The following is a 17,725-nucleotide window of genomic DNA, read 5'->3' on the forward strand; positions in this document are numbered from 1 at the left end:
AAAAAACACGGCCTAAGCCGTGTTTTTTATTTAAGACCCACCCTTACTCTTTATCTTTGTGTCCTAAACCCAAGTAACTTTCAATCACTCGTGGGTTATCACTTAGATCAGCGGCAGGCCCTTCTAGCACAATCTCACCTGTTTCAAGTACATATCCATAATCTGCAACCTGCAAGGCAGCACGGGCATTTTGCTCAACAAGTAAAATAGAGACCCCTGTACGACGCAAGCGCGCGATAATCAAAAAGATCTCACGCACAATACGTGGTGCTAAACCTAGGCTAGGCTCATCAAGCATAAGCAGTTTAGGACGAGACATTAAAGCCCGCCCTACTGCCAACATTTGACGTTCACCGCCTGATAAGGTCCCGGCTTGCTGTGTACGACGCTCTTTGAGGCGAGGGAATAACTCGTAGACCTCATCCATCGTATCGCGCCAACCACTAATGCGCTGACGATACAATCTAAAACCACCTAATAATAGGTTGTCTTCGACGGACATACTTGCGAACAACTCACGGCTCTCGGGAACCAAACAAAGGCCTTCGGATACTCGTCTTTCGACTTGCCATCCATTTACGGCACGACGATCATAAACCACATCCCCATCGCTGCGCCCTGTGGCCGGTAAGTTACCCATAATCGAGTTTAACATGGTTGACTTTCCAGCCCCGTTACCCCCAATCACCGTCACGATACTACCGGGACGCACCACAATATTGGCATTATTTAGAGCACTTACCTTGCCATATTGTGCATTTAGGCTTTTTACCTCTAAGAGTGGCTGCATCATACGGCCTCCTTTGTGGGGGCTACACCCGCCAACTCATCTTCATCAAAGTCATCATCAATACCGCCTAAGTACGCCTGCAGTACCGCTGGGTTCTGTTGAATCTCTGTAGGCTCGCCTTCGGCTAGCTTTGTACCAAAGTCCATAACAACCAAGTGATCGGTCAAATTCATCACGAAATCCATATCGTGCTCAACCAACAAGATACTCATACCCTCTACACTTAGCTGATTTAAGACTTGGGCTAACTCTTGCTTTTCTTTATAACGCAAGCCTGCCGCAGGTTCATCAAGCAGCAGCAATACAGGGTCAGCAGCCAAAGCACGCGCAATTTCTAAAATACGTTGTTGGCCTAAAGCTAAGTTACCGGCCTCTTCGTACAAGTAATCACCCAAACCGACTCGCTCTAGCTGTACTGCGGCTTCGTGCAGCAGTTCTGCCTCGCTGCGACGATCAGTATGCAGGGCCGCAGAAACCACCCCTACATTACGACGCAAGTGAGCACCTAACGCTACGTTTTCAAGCACTGTCATCGTAGGAATGAGCTGAACGTGTTGGAAAGTACGGCCAATTCCTAAACAGGCAATGTCTCGGGCACGCAAATTATCAATACGTTGACCTTGGAATCGAATGTCACCAGCAGTTAAAGGAAGCACACCAGTAATCAAGTTAAAGGTCGTGGATTTACCCGCACCATTAGGACCAATTAGCCCCATGATCTCACCCGCATGCAATTTGAAGCTGATGTCATTAACAGCCACCAAACCACCAAACTGTTTACGTGCTTTATCTAACTCTAGTACCAAAGACCCTTTTTCTGGACGAGTTCGCTGTACCAGCGCTTCTGCTACAGGAGGGGGTTCCATACGGCGCTGTTTAACACCGCCCGTTACCGCAGACCAGGCTTTAGCCAAGATAGGCCACAACCCATTTCCTGCGTATTGCAGAATAAAGATCATGAGCAAACCAAATACAATCAACTCGAAGTTAGCGGTTGTATCAAACAAACGTGGCAACCAGTTTTGTAGCTGATCTTTTAAGGTGAGAATTGCCGCTGAACCTAAAACCGCCCCCCACACGCTACCTGCACCACCTACTACCGCCATGAATAAATATTCAATGCTGTAGTTTAGACCAAATGGACTTGGGCTCACGGCACGCTGTAGGTGAGCATAAAGCCAACCCGACACACAAGCGAGTAAAGCCGCGTACACAAAGATAATAACTTTGTAGTTCGCCATGTTCACACCAAACGATTCGGCCATACTGCTGCCATTTTTCAAGGCACGAATAGCACGACCAGGGCGTGAGTGTAATAGGTTATGAGTTAGCAATAAGCTAAGCAGCACAAACAGCCACACTAAATAATACATATTACGCCCCACCCCTAGGGATATCCCAAAGACAGATAAAGGCGCAATACCAGAAATACCATCATGCTGACCTAAAAACCCTAAGTTACCAAACAAATAGTACAAGGATAAAGACCAAGCAATGGTGCCCAATGGCAAATAATGACCTGACAAGCGCAGTGTAATCGCACCAATAATACCGGCGAAAACCAAGGTCAAAGCCAAAGCGACTAAAAGAGTCATCCATGGTGACCAACCCATACGAGTTGTTAGGTACGCCGTTGTATAGGCACCGATCCCTACAAAGGCAGCCTGACCAAACGAAGTCAAACCACCCACGCCCGTTAATAAAACCAAGCCTAATACCACTAAGCTGCTAAGGCCTATGTAGTTCAGTTGAGTAATCCAAAACTCGGGCACAACATTGAGTTGCGGCAATAAGGCCAATGCGCCTACCACAACCACTAAAAGCAAGCGATTCATGTCCTTAGTCCTCGTCATCTACATGGCGAACGCCGAACGAGCGCCACAGTAATACAGGGATGATCAAAGTAAATACGATGACCTCTTTGTAGGAGCTGGCCCAGAAAGACGAAAATGCCTCTAGGATACCCACAAAAATAGCTCCGGCTGCCGTTAACGGGTAGCTGGCTAAGCCACCTACAATAGCGGCCACAAAGCCCTTTAATCCAATTAAAAAACCCGTGTCGTAGTAAATAGTCGTAACGGGAGCAATCAGCATGCCAGATAGTGCGCCAATCGCCGCTACCAAGGTAAAGGTAATCCGACCCGACATAATGGTACTAATACCGACTAATCGAGCACCACGACGGTTCACGGCTGTGGCGCGCAGGGCTCGACCGTATAAAGTGCCGCCGAAGAACATCCACAATGCACCAATCAAAATGGCTGCTGCAGCTAATACGAATAAGGTCTGTGCTGACCAAGACATACCGAAGATATCGACCTGACCAGACATGAATGGCGGTGTACGCCAGCCCTCTGCACCGAAAAACACCAAGCCTAAGCCCGTAAGCGCAAAGTGAACGGCAACAGAAGTAATTAAAAGCACTAAAACACTGGCTTCGGCAACACGTTGATACACCAGACGATAAATCATTGGCCCTAAGGGAACGACTAACGCCATAGAGAACAACACGCTAATCCACAAAGGCGTGTCTTTATGTAAAACCAAAGGTAGGAGTAAATATAAACCGACAGGTAAAGCAACCGCCCATAAGGCTGTACGCCACAAACCCGTATAGAGTTTATTACGGAACGCACTAATACATTCCAGCAAAAAGACTAAGCCACCTGCAATTAACAACAGATGTACTGTGCCTGGAACTTGACCATTAACAAGAAAAGCGAGAGTAAGTGCACCAAACGTGACGAACTCGCCTTGAGGAATAAAAATGACACGGGTTACGGCAAAAACTAGCACCAAAGCTAGGCCTAACAAAGCATAAATTGCCCCGTTAAGTAAGCCGTCCTGTAGCAAAATCAGAACTATTGTTGAATCCATCTCGGATACACCATGACAACACACACAATAATAAAGCCAACAAATAGATCACTGATCTAGCTGTGACTCGGCCAGCCCCGTAGCTTACAGGCAAGGAGCTGGCCACGTAAATAACTAAAAGCTATTAAAGATCAGGTTGATATGTCCACTTACCATCAACCACTTTAACCATGACACGAGCACGCTCATCCATTCCTGCGTGATTATCAGGTGCCATATTAAATACGCCCTGAGATACGGCTAGATCCGTTGTTTTTTCAATTGCATCACGCATCGCTGCACGGAACTCAGGCGTACCAGGTTTAGCGCCTGTTGCTAAAGCACGCGGAATCGCGTCCTCGACAAGCATACCGGCATCCCACATGTGACCGCCAAAGGTGTTGATGGAGCCCTCACCGTATTTAGCCTCGTAACGCTCTTTGTATTGCAACGCCGTAGCTTTAATGGGGTTGTCATCAGGAAGCTGATCCGCTACCAATAGTGGACCGGCTGGTAACACCATGCCTTCGCAATCTTTACCACAAACACGCAACACATCGTTATTAGCTGCACCGTGTGTTTGGTAGATCGTGCCTTTGTAACCGCGGTTTTTGAGCTCGCCTTGTGGTAGTGCCACAGGGGTTCCAGAGCCAGCAATCAAGATGCCATCTGGGTTTGCGGCGGTTAGCTTCAAGACCTGACCGGTTACCGAGGTATCTGTGCGGCTGTAGCGTTCGGCGACAACCATCTTGATACCTTTGGCCTCAGCGGCTTTTTCCATTACGTTAAGCCAGCCATCGCCGTAGGCATCGTTATAGCCAATGAAGCCCAAGGTTTTAACGCCCTGTTTTTCCATAGCATCAGCTAAAGCCGCCGCCATCAACTGGTCATTTTGTGGTGTTTTAAATACCCACTCGCGAGCTCCTTGAACAGGCTCTACAATACGCGCGTTAGCTGCCACACTCACCATAGGTGTTTTTGTTTCGCCAGCTACGTCTACCATAGCCAATGAACCAGGAGTCACTGAGGTACCAATGACCACATCCACATTGTCTTCGGTAATGAGTTTACGCATATTGCGTACCGCCACGGTCGTATCTGTGGCATCATCCAAAACGATATACTCAACCTTTTGACCACCTACTTCGGCGGGCAATAGGCTCACTGTATTACGCTCAGGGATACCCAAAGAGGCCGCTGGCCCAGTAGAGGCTACGGTAACACCAACTTTAATCTGCGCTACAGCGGCCATAGGTAAAGCTAAAGCGATAGCGCCAGCTAAGACTGTGCGTCGTAAGGACGGGGATAGCTGCATAGTTTGTCTCCAGATGATTGATTTATGGTGCAATAATTATGATATGCACCTTGTTATACATTTTTTCCAACAGATACAGCATAAACGTATCAAATTGCCTGAGAAAGCAATATAGGTATTAACCTTAAATAGGCCAGTCCTAAACCATTTACGCCTGAACAAAGGCTGCCATTATGGGCAATAACATACAGTTTCGTCTTTAAGGGCTTTCCCTGTTTTTATGAAAATACCCCCAACATCACTGCAACGACCTAGCTGTTTACCTGTTTGCGCTAGAGGCAAACAAGGCTACACTGTTAACTCATTTATTTTTGTTTTTTGCCATAAAAATTATGAATAAAGTTCGTAAAAGCTTAGCTGAATGGCAAGCTCAACTCAGTCCCGAAGCCTTTTATGTTACACGCCAACAAGGGACCGAGCGCCCATTTACGGGCAAATATAACCAACATACTGAATCAGGCATCTACCGCTGCGTTTGCTGCAGTACGCCACTGTTTGCCTCAGACACTAAATTTGATGCCGGATGCGGTTGGCCTAGTTATTTCTCAGCCTTAAATCCAGATCATGTCCGAGAAGAAATCGACGAGAGCCACGGCATGATTCGTACTGAAATCATCTGCAATGTCTGCGATGCGCATTTAGGCCATGTTTTTCCTGATGGCCCACCCCCTACAGGCTTGCGCTATTGTATTAACTCCGTCGCCCTACAATTTGAACCCGCATGAAAAAACTGCTTTTTGATCTATTCCCTCTGGTTCTATTTTTTATCGCATTTAGAACCTTTGATATGTACACTGCCACCGGTGTGGCAATGGCAGCAGCAGCCATTCAAATTCTTTGGCTTAAATTGCGTCAAAAAACAATTGAAACAACACACTGGATCAATCTAGGTGTAATCGTGGTTTTTGGTTCTGCGACCCTGTTTTTTAAAAATGACGCCTTCATTAAATGGAAACCGACGGTTTTATATTGGCTATTTGCCTCCATTCTATTAGGCAGCTACTGGATCTTAGGGCGCAACCTAATGCAAAAACTAATGGGCGGTCAACTGGTGCTCCCAGAAAATGTATGGACTAAGCTGAACTACAGCTGGGCTGCATTTTTCGTTATCTCAGGTGCAATCAATCTATTCATTGCGTTTTCTGGTCACTTTACTGATGCGCAATGGGTTAGTTTTAAAGTCTTTGGCTCTCTGGTCTTATTAGTGATCTTTGTCATTATTCAGTCGTTATGGCTAGGAAAATACATCAAAGACCAACCAGATCAATAGGAGTATTATTATGTCTACCCAAGAGCGCATCGCGCTTGTTACAGAACGGCTCAGTGCCTTACACCCTACTCATTTCGAGGTGGTTGATGAGTCACATTTACATGCAGGTCACGCTGGAGCACAGGGTGGAGCCAATCATTTTCGGTTGATTATCGGCTCTGATCAGTTCGAGGGATTATCAACTCTGGCTAAACATCGGCTTATTTATAGCCATGTTCAAGACCTAATCCCCCACCCTATCCATGCGCTTGCCATCGAGCTTAAATAAACAAAGGATTCCCATGAAGCGTTTTGCCGTATTAGCCCTTAGTTGTGCCTTAGCAGCTCCCTTAGCTGCACAAAATATTGTGACCGTAAATGGTCAATCTATTAGTCAAAAACAATTTGATGACTTTATCAGTCTACTCATCAAACAAGGCGCCCAAGACTCTCCTGAACTACGAGAGCAAGTCAAAAACGAAATGACGATTCGCCTTATCGCTGTTCAAGAGGCTGAAAAAGCAGGCTTAGATAAAAAAGCCGAGGTCGCTCAAGAGCTTGACTTAGCTCGCCAAGGCATCTTAGTCCGTGCGCTGCTAAGTGATTACATTGAAAAAAATCCACTTTCAGAAAAAGACTACAAAGCTGAGTACGAGCGCTTGAAAAAGGAAGAGGCGGGACAAAAAGAATTCAAAGTTAGCCACATCTTGGTTAAAGACGAGGCAGAGGCTAAAAAACTACTCGCCGATATTAAAGCGAAAACTATTAGTTTTGCTGATGCTGCCAAACAAAACTCAATGGATCCTGGCAGTGGCGCCCAAGGGGGCGATCTAGGCTGGGCCCCAAGCGGTCTATATGTGCCTGAGTTTGCTGCTGCTGTTGAAAAACAGAAAAAAGGTGAGCTTAGCGCTGCTCCGGTTGAGTCTCAATTTGGCTGGCACATTATCCAAGTTGATGACAGCCGCAATATTGAGTTTCCTAAATTCGAAGAGGTTAAACCTCAAATCGAAGAAATGCTACGTCAGAAACAACTGACTGAGTATCAAGAAAGCCTCATGAAAAATGCAAAAGTGAACTAATCACTAACAAAAAAAGCGACTCCGTTCATTCAAACGACGTCGCTTTTTTTAATCTAGCCTGGCTTAGAGCAACAAATGATTCAAAGCCTCTTCATCTAATAAAGCAATACCCAGTTCTTGCGCCTTGAGTAACTTAGATCCAGCCTCGGCGCCAGCCACGACATAATCGGTCTTTTTCGACACAGACCCAGTCACCTTCCCACCGGCTTGCTCAATACGGGCTTTAGCCTCATCTCGCGTCCAGTTAGACAAGGTTCCTGTCAATACAAAGGTTTTTCCTACTACAGCACTATTTGCTGCTATAGGTTGGCGCTCTATTCGTTGCGGCTGTACCCCAACATGCGTTAGTTGCTTTAGTACATCCCGATTGTGTTCCTCGGCGAAAAAATGAGCAATAGACGCCGCGACAATTGGCCCTACATCATCAATTAAAACCAATTCCTCTTCGGTGGCTGCCATCAAATGGCTCATGTCTCCAAAGTGTTCAGCTAACGCCTTTGCGGTGGCCTCTCCTACATGCCGTATTCCTAATGCATAAATTAAGCGTGCTAATGGCGGATTTTTAGCTGCATTCAGTGCATTCACCACATTAGAGGCTGACTTTGCCCCCATGCGGGGATAGCTTGCCAACTCTAGCTCATTTAAGGTGAAAAGATCTGCCACACTTTTGACTCGATCAGAATCAACCAACTGCTCAATCAGCTTAGTGCCTAAACCATCCACATCTAACGCCTTTCGGCTAGCTGCATGCTCTATGCTTTGCTTACGCTGTGCGGCACACACCAAGCCTCCAGTACAACGGGCTATTGCCTCGTCCTCTAGACGCTCTATGGCTGAATCACACACGGGGCAATGAGTAGGGAAAACATACTGAGTCGTCTGCTCTGGCCGTAAATCAAGTACGGGAGCCACAACCTCTGGAATCACATCACCGGCTCGACGCACTATCACCGTATCACCAATGCGCACATCTTTACGGCGTATCTCATCCTCATTGTGCAAGGTTGCATTCGTTACCGTTACGCCCCCTACAAACACCGGCTCAAGGCGAGCCACAGGAGTCATAGCCCCTGTACGCCCTACCTGCACATCAATACCAACTAAAGTGGTAGTCGCCTCTTGAGCTGGAAATTTATGTGCAATAGCAAAACGTGGAGCGCGGGCCACAAAACCCAATACATCTTGAAAGGCCAAATGATTAACTTTATACACCACCCCATCAATCTCATAGGGTAGCTCGGCTCGATGCTGAGCCGTTTGCTCATAAAAATCCATCAAGGCTGTCACACCGTTTAACACTTTACGATGTGAATCCACGGGAAAACCGAGCGTTTGCAACCAATCCAGCATCTCAGACTGACTAGAATAAGGGGGGGCTTTGAAATCGGTAGACGTAGCGGCGCTAAACAAATCAACCTGTTTATTTAGTACAGGCATCTGAATCTCACCCCAACCATAAGCAAAAAACCGCAAGGGACGCTGGGCAGTAATACGAGGATCTAATTGACGTAAACTACCTGCTGCCGCATTACGCGGATTGGCGAAGGCCTTTTCCCCCCGTTTTAACTGGGCCTGGTTCAGCGCCAGAAAATCAGCCTGATGAATTAAGACCTCTCCTCGTACCTCAAGAATTGCAGGCCAATGAGCACTGTCACCATGCAGCCGAAGAGGAATTGATTTGATAGTCCGAACATTGGAGGTGATGTCCTCGCCGGTATAACCATCACCACGCGTTGACCCACGTACTAAGACGCCCTGCTCATAACGCAAATTAACAGCTAAGCCATCAAATTTATACTCTGCGTTATAGGCAATACTCTGTGTGGCGGTGATAAGGCCCTCGGCACGCAGCACGTCTGTGACTCGCTTATCAAAGGCAAGTAGTTCTTCTTGATCAAAGGCATTACCTAAGGACAACATAGGTACGGCATGCGCCACACTAGAAAAGGCAGAGACTGGGCTAGCCCCTACGCGCTGTGTAGGCGAGTCAGCTGTAACCCAATCCGGATGCGCTGCCTCTAGCTGCTGTAATTCCCGTAAGAGAAGGTCGTACTGACCGTCAGCAATCACCGGATCATCTAACACATAATAACGGTGATTATGATAATTTAACTGCTTTTTTAATTCTTCTACGCGTTGTTTCACGCAAATACCCGCTGTGTATGTGTATCGCCTGCTCTAAAACCAGCTTGTTCGAGCTGCTCGTATAACTGATACAACTGTTGATCTATATCTTGGTCATAGTGATCGGTCAGTATCTGGCCTTGATCGTCAATTAAATCCGCATCTAAGCGCAAAGCCAAATCACGCCCTACACTAGCCATGCGGCTAAAGGCTTGCTCATCTTTAGGGCTATTAGGTAAATCCAATAATAAATCCAAACGATCTATAGTGGCTGACTGCAAATCCAAGGCCGGCTTACCATTAAACAATAACGTAAAACGAGGCAAACCTGAACTAGCTAACCAAGCCAATTGCTTGCCATATTCCATAAACCCAGCACTGAGAACAATTTGACGCACCGTATTTGTCGCAATGGGTTCTTGAAACTGTAGACTAATGCCTACCTGCGCATCTAAATTAGCACACAACTGATCTAAACCCTGTGCTCGCTCTATGACCTCGGCTTGATCTGGCCCATCAACCGTACCATCCAGTTGCTGGGCTAAGCTTTGAGCTGCCATCCATAACCTAGACCACTCTATCTCTGTTAAGGGCCCCTTTCGATTAGCTAAAATTACCGCTAACTGCATTGATGTGTAGGTTTCGTCCTCGTGTGGATACGCATGATGCTGACCCGTTGACGTAGAGGCAAAAAGTCGTACAGGCTTCGTATCAACACGCAAATAGGCGCGTAATAAATCAATTAGCTGCCCACCTGGTACGGGCTGAGGAAAATGCACATCAATCACAGCCTCTGAGGTGGGATCAATCTCCTCGGCAGGAATCGCTGGCTCTGTTTTTTTATCCGCCAATGTTTCAGCGATGCGTACCGTGGGTTCACGACGTTCGGCCTCTAGTTGTGCCATCAGTGGGTCTGCCGGGGCCTCTGGGAACTTGTCCTGCATTTTTCGCCGAATGCGGTGGTCTTGCCACCAGTTATACACGACAACGAGCAAAATCAGTATCGCCCCTAGCGCCACCAAACCTATTTGCAAATCACTCATTATTCGATCCGACCCTTTTTAGGCTAAACCTGTCTATATATTAGTGCGTCATCTCGACCGCCGCTGCCATATCTACCGCTACGATGCGAGAGACACCTTGTTCTTGCATAGTAACCCCAACTAATTGTTTTGCCATCTGCATCGCAATTTTATTATGAGATATAAATAAAAACTGCGTGTGATCGCTCATACTTTGTACTAAGTTTGCATACCGCTCTGTATTGGCATCATCCAAAGGAGCATCGACCTCATCCAGCAAACAAAAAGGGGCTGGATTGAGTTTAAAGAAAGCAAAAACCAACGCCGTGGCTGTCAATGCTTTTTCTCCACCCGACAAGAGCTGAATAGTGCTATTTCGTTTGCCAGGAGGCTGCGCCATGACTTGTACACCCGCATCTAAGACCTCATCTCCTGTCATGATAAGCCTAGCCTCGCCCCCTCCAAATAACCGAGGAAACAGTTCGCCAAAATGGGCATTGACCTCATTAAACGTCGTTTGCAACAAGGCTCTGGTTTCTCGATCTATTTTACGAATAGCATCTTCCAGTGTTTCAATTGCCAACGTTAAATCATCATGCTGTGATTGTAAATAAAACTGACGCTCTTGGGCAGTCTGTAATTCTTCTAGTGCTGCTAAGTTCACCGCACCTAGCCCCTCTATGGCACGATTAACTCGTTGTACCTCAGACTGTAACCAGGTTAGCTTTTGCCACTCATCGGATTGCCCCTGAACCAAAACAGCTAAAGCTTGACGATCAACCTGATGGCTGTCTAATTGCTCAGCATATTGCTCGACCGTCATACGTGCAGCCTGCTCTGCCAGTTGCATCTCCATGACTTTTTGACGTAACGGTTCAATTCCATCACCTGTCTGATGCCGATTATGCTCTAAATCATGCAATTGTGCAGCCATGGTAGACAACTGTTTCTGAATATCCTGATGTGCATCCTCGTGCTCGACCCGCTGCTCTAAGGCCTCTTGCAAACTAGCATGCAACTCCAACACATCCACCTGCTCATATTCGTCAATTAATCCAGCTAACTCAGCTTGAGTACGCTGACTCAAATCTGCTGCTTGCTGACGACTTCGTAGCAACTCATCAACCCGGGCTTGTACTAGACCTTTATTGTATTTAAGTCGCTCATTTTTTTGCTCTGACTCTCTTTGCTGCTCTCGCAACAAACGCAGCTGATCGTTGTATGCCGACAATTCGTCTTGCCAAATCAATAGCTGCTCCTCATGCTCAGCTAAGAACAGGGCTTGCTCCTCACTTTTTTCTACAGACTCCTCTATCATTTCTACTAATTGCTGCTGTTGGTCTTGAAGCTCCAGGATCTCGTTTTTTAATTGCCTTTCTCTTTGCTGCTGCTGCTGAGTACGCTGCTCTGCCTGTTGATAATGCAGTTGCAGCTCATGCGTCTGCTGCACCAAGTCTTGTAACCGTGTCTGCGCACTAAGATGATGCTGTTTAATGGCCTCCAACTCACTTTGACTTTGCTGTAGGTGTTGCTGCGCCGCCTCCACATGCAGTTGTTGTGCCTGCAAGGCTTTTGTTTGTTGTTCTATCGCATGTTGACGCGCCAATATTCCAGCTTGCTCCGAATCAGCTGCATAAAGTAAAACCTGATGCGCCTGCACAATATGACCTTCCTGAACAACAAAGCTGACCTCTGGCCCAACAGTAGTAATCGCAGTCAAAGCCGTCTGCAAGTCAGAGGCAATATAATATCCGGCTAATGCCTGCTCAATCGTTGCCTGCCAACGTAAGTCCTGAACCTTCACAACCTCGGCTATAGGTCGTAGCCCCACCTGAGACAGAAACGACGCCTCTTTTTCGGTAGGTCGCATAAACCAAAGGCGTGCAGGCGGTAAGGTCGGTAACTGTTGCAAAACCGCCCAATCCTCCGTAACCAAAGCATTTAAACGCTGCCCAAGCACGGCCTCTACCGCCTGCTCCCAACCTGACTCCACCTGTAAAAACTGCCATAGTCGTTTACTATCAGACAATTGATGCTGCTGTAGCCAATCCGTCAGCTGACCTTGGCTTTGCACTTGGGTCTGCAAGGCCTGTAAAGCCTCTAACTGAGCTTGAATTTGTGTGTGCTCACGCTCTTGCTTTTGCAAAAGCAAGCCAGCCTTTTGTTGATGCTCTTGTTGCTGCTGCACTTGATTTCCCAACTGCACCACCTGCTGTTGCTGTTGTTGCTGGGCTTGCTGGGCTTGCTCCCAATCACTTTTGAGTCGCGCCACATCTAGGGGAACATCAGAACGCAGTTGGACTAAATCATTTTCAAATCGCTGTTGACGTAACTGATGTTGTGAGCGCTGCTGTTGCAAGGAGTCAATGCGCTGTTGGGCTAAAGCACGCTGCTGATTAGCCTGTTGAATTTGGGCGGCAAGCTCACTGATTTGACGCTGCTTTTGCTCTAGCTGCTCTTGGGCTGGCTCAACTCGCAACATAATTTCCTCTAGCTGAGCTAAGGATTCCTCAATCAGTAAGGCCGCTTCTTCGAGTTCATGTTGCTTCTGATCTAACTCTGACGCACTCTCGGCATGCAGCTGCGCCCATTCTTTTTGTTGAGCCTGCAATTGCGCCTGACGTTGCTCCATCCGTGTTTGTGCTGTATTAGCATGATGAATCTCTGCCTCAATACGACTTACTGTTGCATTACTTTGAAACAGCGCCTGCTGAGCTTTTTGCACCTCATCAGTCAACGTCAAATGCTGCTGACGTAATTGCTCAAGCCGTGTCTCAGTACTACGCATATCCGCCATAGCGGCCTCAACAGCAGTTTGTGCTTGCTCTATGGCTAAAAAATGCTGCTTTTGTTCTTGTCGTGCATTTTTTTCCCGTAACCACCAAAGAACATGCTGCTTTTGCTCACCTTCAGCTTGTAGAGCCCTATATTGCTTTGCTACCTCGGCCTGCGACTCTAGGCGAGTCAACTGCTGCTCTAGCTCTTGCAAAATATCCTCTAAACGGATCAAGTTTTCACGCGTGTCTCGTAACCGACTCTCCGTCTCTCGGCGACGCTCTTTGTATCTAGACACACCCGCCGCCTCTTCAAGGTAAACCCGTAATTCCTCTGGGCGAGCTTCAATCAAACGGTTAATCATGCCTTGACCAATAATGGCATAACCACGCGCACCTAAACCCGTCCCTAGGAAAATGTCATTGATGTCTCTACGTCGTACTTGTTGGCCATTAATAAAATAACCACTCGTACCATCACGAGTCAGCTCACGACGCACTGAAATCTCTGAGTACGTTCCCCACTGCCCTACAATACGCCCCTCTGAGTTATCAAAGGTTAGTTCAACCGACGCCCTAGCTGCCTGCTTTCTTTGCCCTGAGCCATTAAAAATAACGTCTTGCATAGAGCCTCCCCGTAATTCCGAGGCTCGACTTTCCCCCAACACCCATCGTACGGCGTCAATAATATTGGATTTGCCGCACCCGTTCGGCCCCACCACGCCGACCAACTGGCTAGGGGTGGGGATAACTGTGGTATCAACAAACGATTTAAAACCAGATAATTTAATTTGAGTTAGACGCACCAAAAACCTACTAGGCAAATTTACTGTGGCTTGTATATGATAACGCAGCCAATACTAAGGGCTGTAATTTACCTAGAAAAATGGCATAAGGCTATACTACAGACACATAAGGTCTAAAATGGGTCTATATTAAGCTTAGACATTTGCATCACCCCTATCACATAGAGATTCATTTTGAACAAAGGTTTCTTCCTAGTCATGGCAGCTCAAGCGCTGTCCTCTGTAGCAGATAACGCATTATTGATTGCCGCCATTGCACTAATCGCCGACCTACATGGCCCTGACTGGATGGTTCCTTTAATGAAGTGGTGGTTTGCTCTGGCCTATGTGTTGCTAGCGGCCTTTGTCGGTGCATTTGCGGATGCTTTCCCCAAGGGGCGGGTGATGTTCATCACCAATGGCATTAAATTTGCTGGGTGTGCGTTAATGTTTAGTCTACATACATTAACCACCGAACAAGACTCACAGCTATTTTTTATCTTTTTTGCCTATACCTTAGTCGGAATCGGGGCAGCTGCGTATTCCCCTGCTAAATACGGCATCGTGACCGAAATGCTAAAGCCAGAAATGCTCGTCAAAGGCAATAGCTGGATCGAAGGACTCACCGTACTGTCTATCATTATCGGTACCGTATTAGGGGGGGTTCTCATCCATCCTGATGTATCCCCTGTACTACAAAGCAGCCCATTGGTTAGTAGCGTGGCAGCCAACCGCACCGAGGCAGCTATTTTGATCATTGGGCTTATTTATTTAGCCGCAGCTACCTGTAACCTGCTGATTCCTAGAACCAACATTCATTATCCAAAACAAAAAACAAACCCACTTGCCTTAATTAAAGATTTCAAAGGCTATGTGTGTATTCTCTGGCAAGACAAAGTCGGACAAATTTCGTTAGCCGTCACCACTCTATTTTGGGGCGCGGGTGCCACCCTACAATTTATTGTCATCGAATGGGGAGCCCAGCAATTAGGATACAGACTAGATCAATCGTCCATTTTAATGGGGGTCGCGGCCTTAGGGACGGTGATGGGAGCCTACTTAGCCGGTAAAGTACCATTAAAAAAAGCGCTCAGCGTTTTACCTATGGGGGTAGCAATGGGTTTTGTGGTGCTACTGATGCCTTTTGTAGAAAGCACCTGGGCAGTGCATAGTCTACTGCTTTTAATCGGCGCTACCTCGGGCTTTTTCGTTGTCCCCATGAATGCCCTCTTACAGCATCGCGGACATGTACTATTATCCGCTGGCCACTCGATTGCTGTTCAAAATTTCAATGAACAGCTCAACATTCTATTTATGCTCAGTTTTTACAGCTTATTGTTGTGGCTAAATCTGCATATCAATGTAATTATTACTATCTTTGGATTACTCGTGGCTTGTTTAATGGTTGTGTTCATTTATTGGAATAAACGAAACCACTCATTAAATCCTAACTTAGCGGCGTGCATTGGCCAAGAGGGTCATGGCCAAGCACTAGAAAAATGCCAATAAAACTAGCTGCCCATCAACTGCTTCATCAGCAAGACATCTCCCCACGATTGCGCTTTAAGCTGTGGGCGCAATAAAATAGATGCTGGGTGATAACTGACTACTACGGGTAAATGGCGGCCACTTTTAGGCTCTTGCCATTGATGCACTTGGCCTCGCAACCCCTCAAAAGGTGTGCCTTCGCCTAAAAACAAAGATGCCGCCTTAGACCCCAGTACCAATAAACGTTTTGGTTGAATCAACTCGATTTGACGCCATAAGATCGGCTGGCAGGCGACTAATTGCTCTGGTATTGGCTTTGTTGCCGCCCTACATTTGAGTAACTGAGTCAAATACAGCTGATGAGATACGTCCACCCCGATACTTTGCATCTGCGCGGTAAACAGTTCACCACTTTTACCTTGCATAGGCAGCCCAGAAATCTCCTCATTGCTGCTTGGTGCTGTACTAATGACCATCCAATCGGGCTGATTTATTTGTCCCGCCCCTAATACAGACTGCACCCGCTGTTCGTGTAACGAGCATGCTTGACAGCGATTCGCATACGCCTGTAGCTGCATTAAATCCATCTGCGTTAGCTCGGAGGGTAGCTCTGGTTGAAGGCGATCCTTTGCCAGAGAAGGTTGAGCAACAGGCTCATTCGCTGGGGGAACAAAAACAGGGGCACTCGCTTTTTTGGGGCGTAGCTCAGCCAAGCTGTCACTTAACGCCTGCCGCGCACTCATCACCCCCGTTTCTTTGTTTTCCAGCGTATGCGTTGCTATTGCACGATCTGCCTTATTTTCCGTGTTAGGCGATTCCTTAGTGCGATAAGGGGCAATAAAAGGAGCCGCCACCTGAAGTTCAGTCAGCCAGCTTATTTGCAACGTAGAAAGATTAAGTGAAGCCGTGGGCATTATCATCACAGTTAAGCTAAAACCTTAGTATAAAGGGCGGCATGCTCTCGTTGTGTAGTATCCGTACTGTAATAGTTCTTACGTAATCCTACCTGCCTATACCCCGCCCCTTGGTACAGCTCAATCGCGGCACTATTCGATACCCGCACCTCTAAATGCATTTTTACACTGCCTTTAGCTCGGGCTGCTTGTTCGGCATAGCACAGCAACTGCTGGGCTATACCTTGGCGTTGATGGGACTCCGAGACTCCTATAAGCAACAGCTCACTCTCATCTACAGTCAACATCACCACCGCATAAGCCACTACCTGACCAGCAAAGGTAGCAACCCAAACGAAATGCCCTGCAGAAAGACTGCTCTCGAATTGAGTCGCAGACCAAGGATGCTGCTGCAAACTAGCCTCTATAGCGACAACCTGAGAGATATCGTCGACCTCTAGAGCCCGTAGCTGCACCGACTGCCAAGTAGCCGAAGGATTCCCCCCTAGCCCTTGCTCACGCTCAACGATAGTAAAAGCCACCCGATTACGTACATATAAAGGGGCCGCTAAGGCAGGATCAATCAATTGATTTTGTTGATAGGCTAACAACCCTAATTGCGCAATGGTTTCAGCTCGGGCTAGCTCTGCTGTGCCGATAAGCACATCATACTGCTGTACTGCTTCGCATAACCCATCGAATGCCTGCAACGCATCACCGGAAAGACGAATCGCTGTCGTCAAGCCTAAGTCGATCAGTTGTGAGTTAAGTTGTTGAATATAGTGGTGTAGTTGATCCACACTGATCAATACGGGCTTATGCAAACTATACCAGCCAGTAGCAGTGCGCTGATACGCCCCTAGGTAGATTTCCTGCATACGAGCATCAACAACCACAAGCTCTATGGTAGGAGCTGTCGTTGGTTCTTGTTGCGCCCCAATGGCAAGCAGCGAAGGCACAGCGGCTATCTGCAAACCTAAGGCATGCGCAATGCCTTGCGCCACGCCACACGCCACACGTAAGCCGGTAAAACCACCCGGCCCCTGCGCAAAAGCAATTGCGTGAAGATCTTGACGAGCGATTTGAGCTTGCTCCAGAACCTGTTCGACCAAAGGCAAAATACGCTCTGCATGCTGGGTACTACCACTATGCTGAGCGGAATAAACGGTAGCCTGACCCTTATCAAAACAAAGCGCAGAGATACCGCACACAGCACTCGCGCTGTCCAGGGCTAATATATTGACTTTCATTAACGTAATAACTGCCTTAATAGTGGAAAGTGGCATTAGAATAGAGAGGCCATGACGATGCGACACTCAATAACTGTAACAAAGAGAAACCAAAGGTACC

General features: G+C 47.2%; 14 protein-coding genes. 5 read left to right on the forward strand and 9 right to left on the reverse strand.

Features of this window, described 5'->3' with window-relative positions:
• Nucleotides 1-43: 43 nt before the first annotated feature.
• The 4 genes from Q0Z62_RS00485 to Q0Z62_RS00500 all read right to left on the reverse strand — a co-directional run bounded on the left by Q0Z62_RS00485 (nucleotide 44) and on the right by Q0Z62_RS00500 (nucleotide 4,961).
• Complete coding sequence (locus Q0Z62_RS00485) at nucleotides 44-793, reverse strand: ABC transporter ATP-binding protein (protein ID WP_298050119.1); 750 nt, start codon at nucleotides 791-793, stop codon at nucleotides 44-46.
• On the reverse strand, nucleotides 790-2,625 hold the full coding sequence (locus tag Q0Z62_RS00490; protein ID WP_298050122.1) for a branched-chain amino acid ABC transporter ATP-binding protein/permease: 1,836 nt from the start codon (nucleotides 2,623-2,625) through the stop codon (nucleotides 790-792). The genes Q0Z62_RS00485 and Q0Z62_RS00490 overlap by 4 nt, the downstream gene beginning before the upstream one ends.
• A 4-nt stretch (nucleotides 2,626-2,629) precedes the next feature.
• Nucleotides 2,630-3,667: a branched-chain amino acid ABC transporter permease gene (locus Q0Z62_RS00495; RefSeq protein ID WP_269901515.1), complete on the reverse strand. Its 1,038-nt coding sequence runs from the start codon at nucleotides 3,665-3,667 to the stop codon at nucleotides 2,630-2,632.
• A 124-nt stretch (nucleotides 3,668-3,791) separates the two neighbouring features.
• Nucleotides 3,792-4,961: an ABC transporter substrate-binding protein gene (locus tag Q0Z62_RS00500; protein ID WP_298050126.1), complete on the reverse strand. Its 1,170-nt coding sequence runs from the start codon at nucleotides 4,959-4,961 to the stop codon at nucleotides 3,792-3,794.
• A gap of 332 nt (nucleotides 4,962-5,293) precedes the next feature.
• On the opposite strand from Q0Z62_RS00500, the gene msrB reads away from it, so the two are divergent.
• The 4 genes from msrB to Q0Z62_RS00520 are packed head-to-tail and all read left to right on the forward strand — an operon-like array spanning nucleotide 5,294 to nucleotide 7,289.
• Nucleotides 5,294-5,686, forward strand: a complete 393-nt coding sequence (gene msrB / locus Q0Z62_RS00505; RefSeq protein WP_298050129.1) for a peptide-methionine (R)-S-oxide reductase MsrB — start codon at nucleotides 5,294-5,296, stop codon at nucleotides 5,684-5,686.
• Nucleotides 5,683-6,231, forward strand: coding sequence for a septation protein A (locus Q0Z62_RS00510; RefSeq protein ID WP_269901512.1), 549 nt, complete (start codon nucleotides 5,683-5,685; stop codon nucleotides 6,229-6,231). Before msrB ends, Q0Z62_RS00510 begins: the two co-directional genes overlap by 4 nt.
• A gap of 10 nt (nucleotides 6,232-6,241) precedes the next feature.
• Entirely contained in the window at nucleotides 6,242-6,499 is a 258-nt protein-coding gene (locus Q0Z62_RS00515) for a BolA family transcriptional regulator (protein ID WP_269901511.1), read from the forward strand.
• Between the two features lie 13 nt (nucleotides 6,500-6,512).
• Nucleotides 6,513-7,289 (forward strand): peptidylprolyl isomerase, encoded by a 777-nt coding sequence (locus Q0Z62_RS00520; RefSeq protein ID WP_269901510.1) that lies wholly within the window; start codon nucleotides 6,513-6,515, stop codon nucleotides 7,287-7,289.
• Nucleotides 7,290-7,352: 63 nt separating this feature from the next.
• On the opposite strand, the gene ligA is transcribed toward Q0Z62_RS00520, so the two are convergent.
• The 3 genes from ligA to smc are packed head-to-tail and all read right to left on the reverse strand — an operon-like array spanning nucleotide 7,353 to nucleotide 14,015.
• A complete protein-coding gene (gene ligA, locus Q0Z62_RS00525; protein ID WP_298050133.1) occupies nucleotides 7,353-9,434 on the reverse strand; it encodes an NAD-dependent DNA ligase LigA in 2,082 nt (693 codons plus the stop codon).
• A complete protein-coding gene (locus Q0Z62_RS00530) occupies nucleotides 9,431-10,456 on the reverse strand; it encodes a cell division protein ZipA C-terminal FtsZ-binding domain-containing protein (RefSeq protein WP_298050135.1) in 1,026 nt (341 codons plus the stop codon). The genes ligA and Q0Z62_RS00530 overlap by 4 nt, the downstream gene beginning before the upstream one ends.
• A gap of 40 nt (nucleotides 10,457-10,496) precedes the next feature.
• The gene (gene smc / locus Q0Z62_RS00535) at nucleotides 10,497-14,015 is read right to left on the reverse strand and encodes a chromosome segregation protein SMC (RefSeq protein ID WP_298050137.1); all 3,519 of its coding nucleotides are present in this window, start codon (nucleotides 14,013-14,015) and stop codon (nucleotides 10,497-10,499) included.
• Nucleotides 14,016-14,189: 174 nt separating this feature from the next.
• On the opposite strand from smc, the gene lplT reads away from it, so the two are divergent.
• Nucleotides 14,190-15,503, forward strand: coding sequence for a lysophospholipid transporter LplT (lplT, locus tag Q0Z62_RS00540; protein WP_298050139.1), 1,314 nt, complete (start codon nucleotides 14,190-14,192; stop codon nucleotides 15,501-15,503).
• Between the two features lie 2 nt (nucleotides 15,504-15,505).
• Here the strand turns inward: lplT and Q0Z62_RS00545 are convergent, their stop codons facing one another.
• Both Q0Z62_RS00545 and tsaB read right to left on the reverse strand, forming a co-directional pair.
• Complete coding sequence (locus Q0Z62_RS00545; RefSeq protein ID WP_298050185.1) at nucleotides 15,506-16,402, reverse strand: uracil-DNA glycosylase; 897 nt, start codon at nucleotides 16,400-16,402, stop codon at nucleotides 15,506-15,508.
• A 5-nt stretch (nucleotides 16,403-16,407) separates the two neighbouring features.
• Nucleotides 16,408-17,661, reverse strand: a complete 1,254-nt coding sequence (gene tsaB, locus Q0Z62_RS00550; protein ID WP_298050140.1) for a tRNA (adenosine(37)-N6)-threonylcarbamoyltransferase complex dimerization subunit type 1 TsaB — start codon at nucleotides 17,659-17,661, stop codon at nucleotides 16,408-16,410.
• Nucleotides 17,662-17,725 lie beyond the last annotated feature (64 nt).

This window comes from uncultured Paenalcaligenes sp. (assembly GCF_947630565.1).
GTDB lineage: Bacteria > Pseudomonadota > Gammaproteobacteria > Burkholderiales > Burkholderiaceae_B > Paenalcaligenes > Paenalcaligenes faecalis.

Excerpts from the sequence above, each read along its gene's own strand:
- Q0Z62_RS00485 (WP_298050119.1), bottom strand. The coding sequence starts at position 793 with ATGATGCAGCCACTCTTAGAGGTAAAAAGCCTAAATGCACAATATGGC.
- Q0Z62_RS00490 (WP_298050122.1), bottom strand. The coding sequence starts at position 2,625 with ATGAATCGCTTGCTTTTAGTGGTTGTGGTAGGCGCATTGGCCTTATTG.
- Q0Z62_RS00495 (WP_269901515.1), bottom strand. The coding sequence starts at position 3,667 with ATGGATTCAACAATAGTTCTGATTTTGCTACAGGACGGCTTACTTAAC.
- Q0Z62_RS00500 (WP_298050126.1), bottom strand. The coding sequence starts at position 4,961 with ATGCAGCTATCCCCGTCCTTACGACGCACAGTCTTAGCTGGCGCTATC.
- msrB (WP_298050129.1), top strand. The coding sequence starts at position 5,294 with ATGAATAAAGTTCGTAAAAGCTTAGCTGAATGGCAAGCTCAACTCAGT.
- Q0Z62_RS00510 (WP_269901512.1), top strand. The coding sequence starts at position 5,683 with ATGAAAAAACTGCTTTTTGATCTATTCCCTCTGGTTCTATTTTTTATC.
- Q0Z62_RS00515 (WP_269901511.1), top strand. The coding sequence starts at position 6,242 with ATGTCTACCCAAGAGCGCATCGCGCTTGTTACAGAACGGCTCAGTGCC.
- Q0Z62_RS00520 (WP_269901510.1), top strand. The coding sequence starts at position 6,513 with ATGAAGCGTTTTGCCGTATTAGCCCTTAGTTGTGCCTTAGCAGCTCCC.
- Q0Z62_RS00530 (WP_298050135.1), bottom strand. The coding sequence starts at position 10,456 with ATGAGTGATTTGCAAATAGGTTTGGTGGCGCTAGGGGCGATACTGATT.
- Q0Z62_RS00545 (WP_298050185.1), bottom strand. The coding sequence starts at position 16,402 with ATGATAATGCCCACGGCTTCACTTAATCTTTCTACGTTGCAAATAAGC.
- tsaB (WP_298050140.1), bottom strand. The coding sequence starts at position 17,661 with ATGCCACTTTCCACTATTAAGGCAGTTATTACGTTAATGAAAGTCAAT.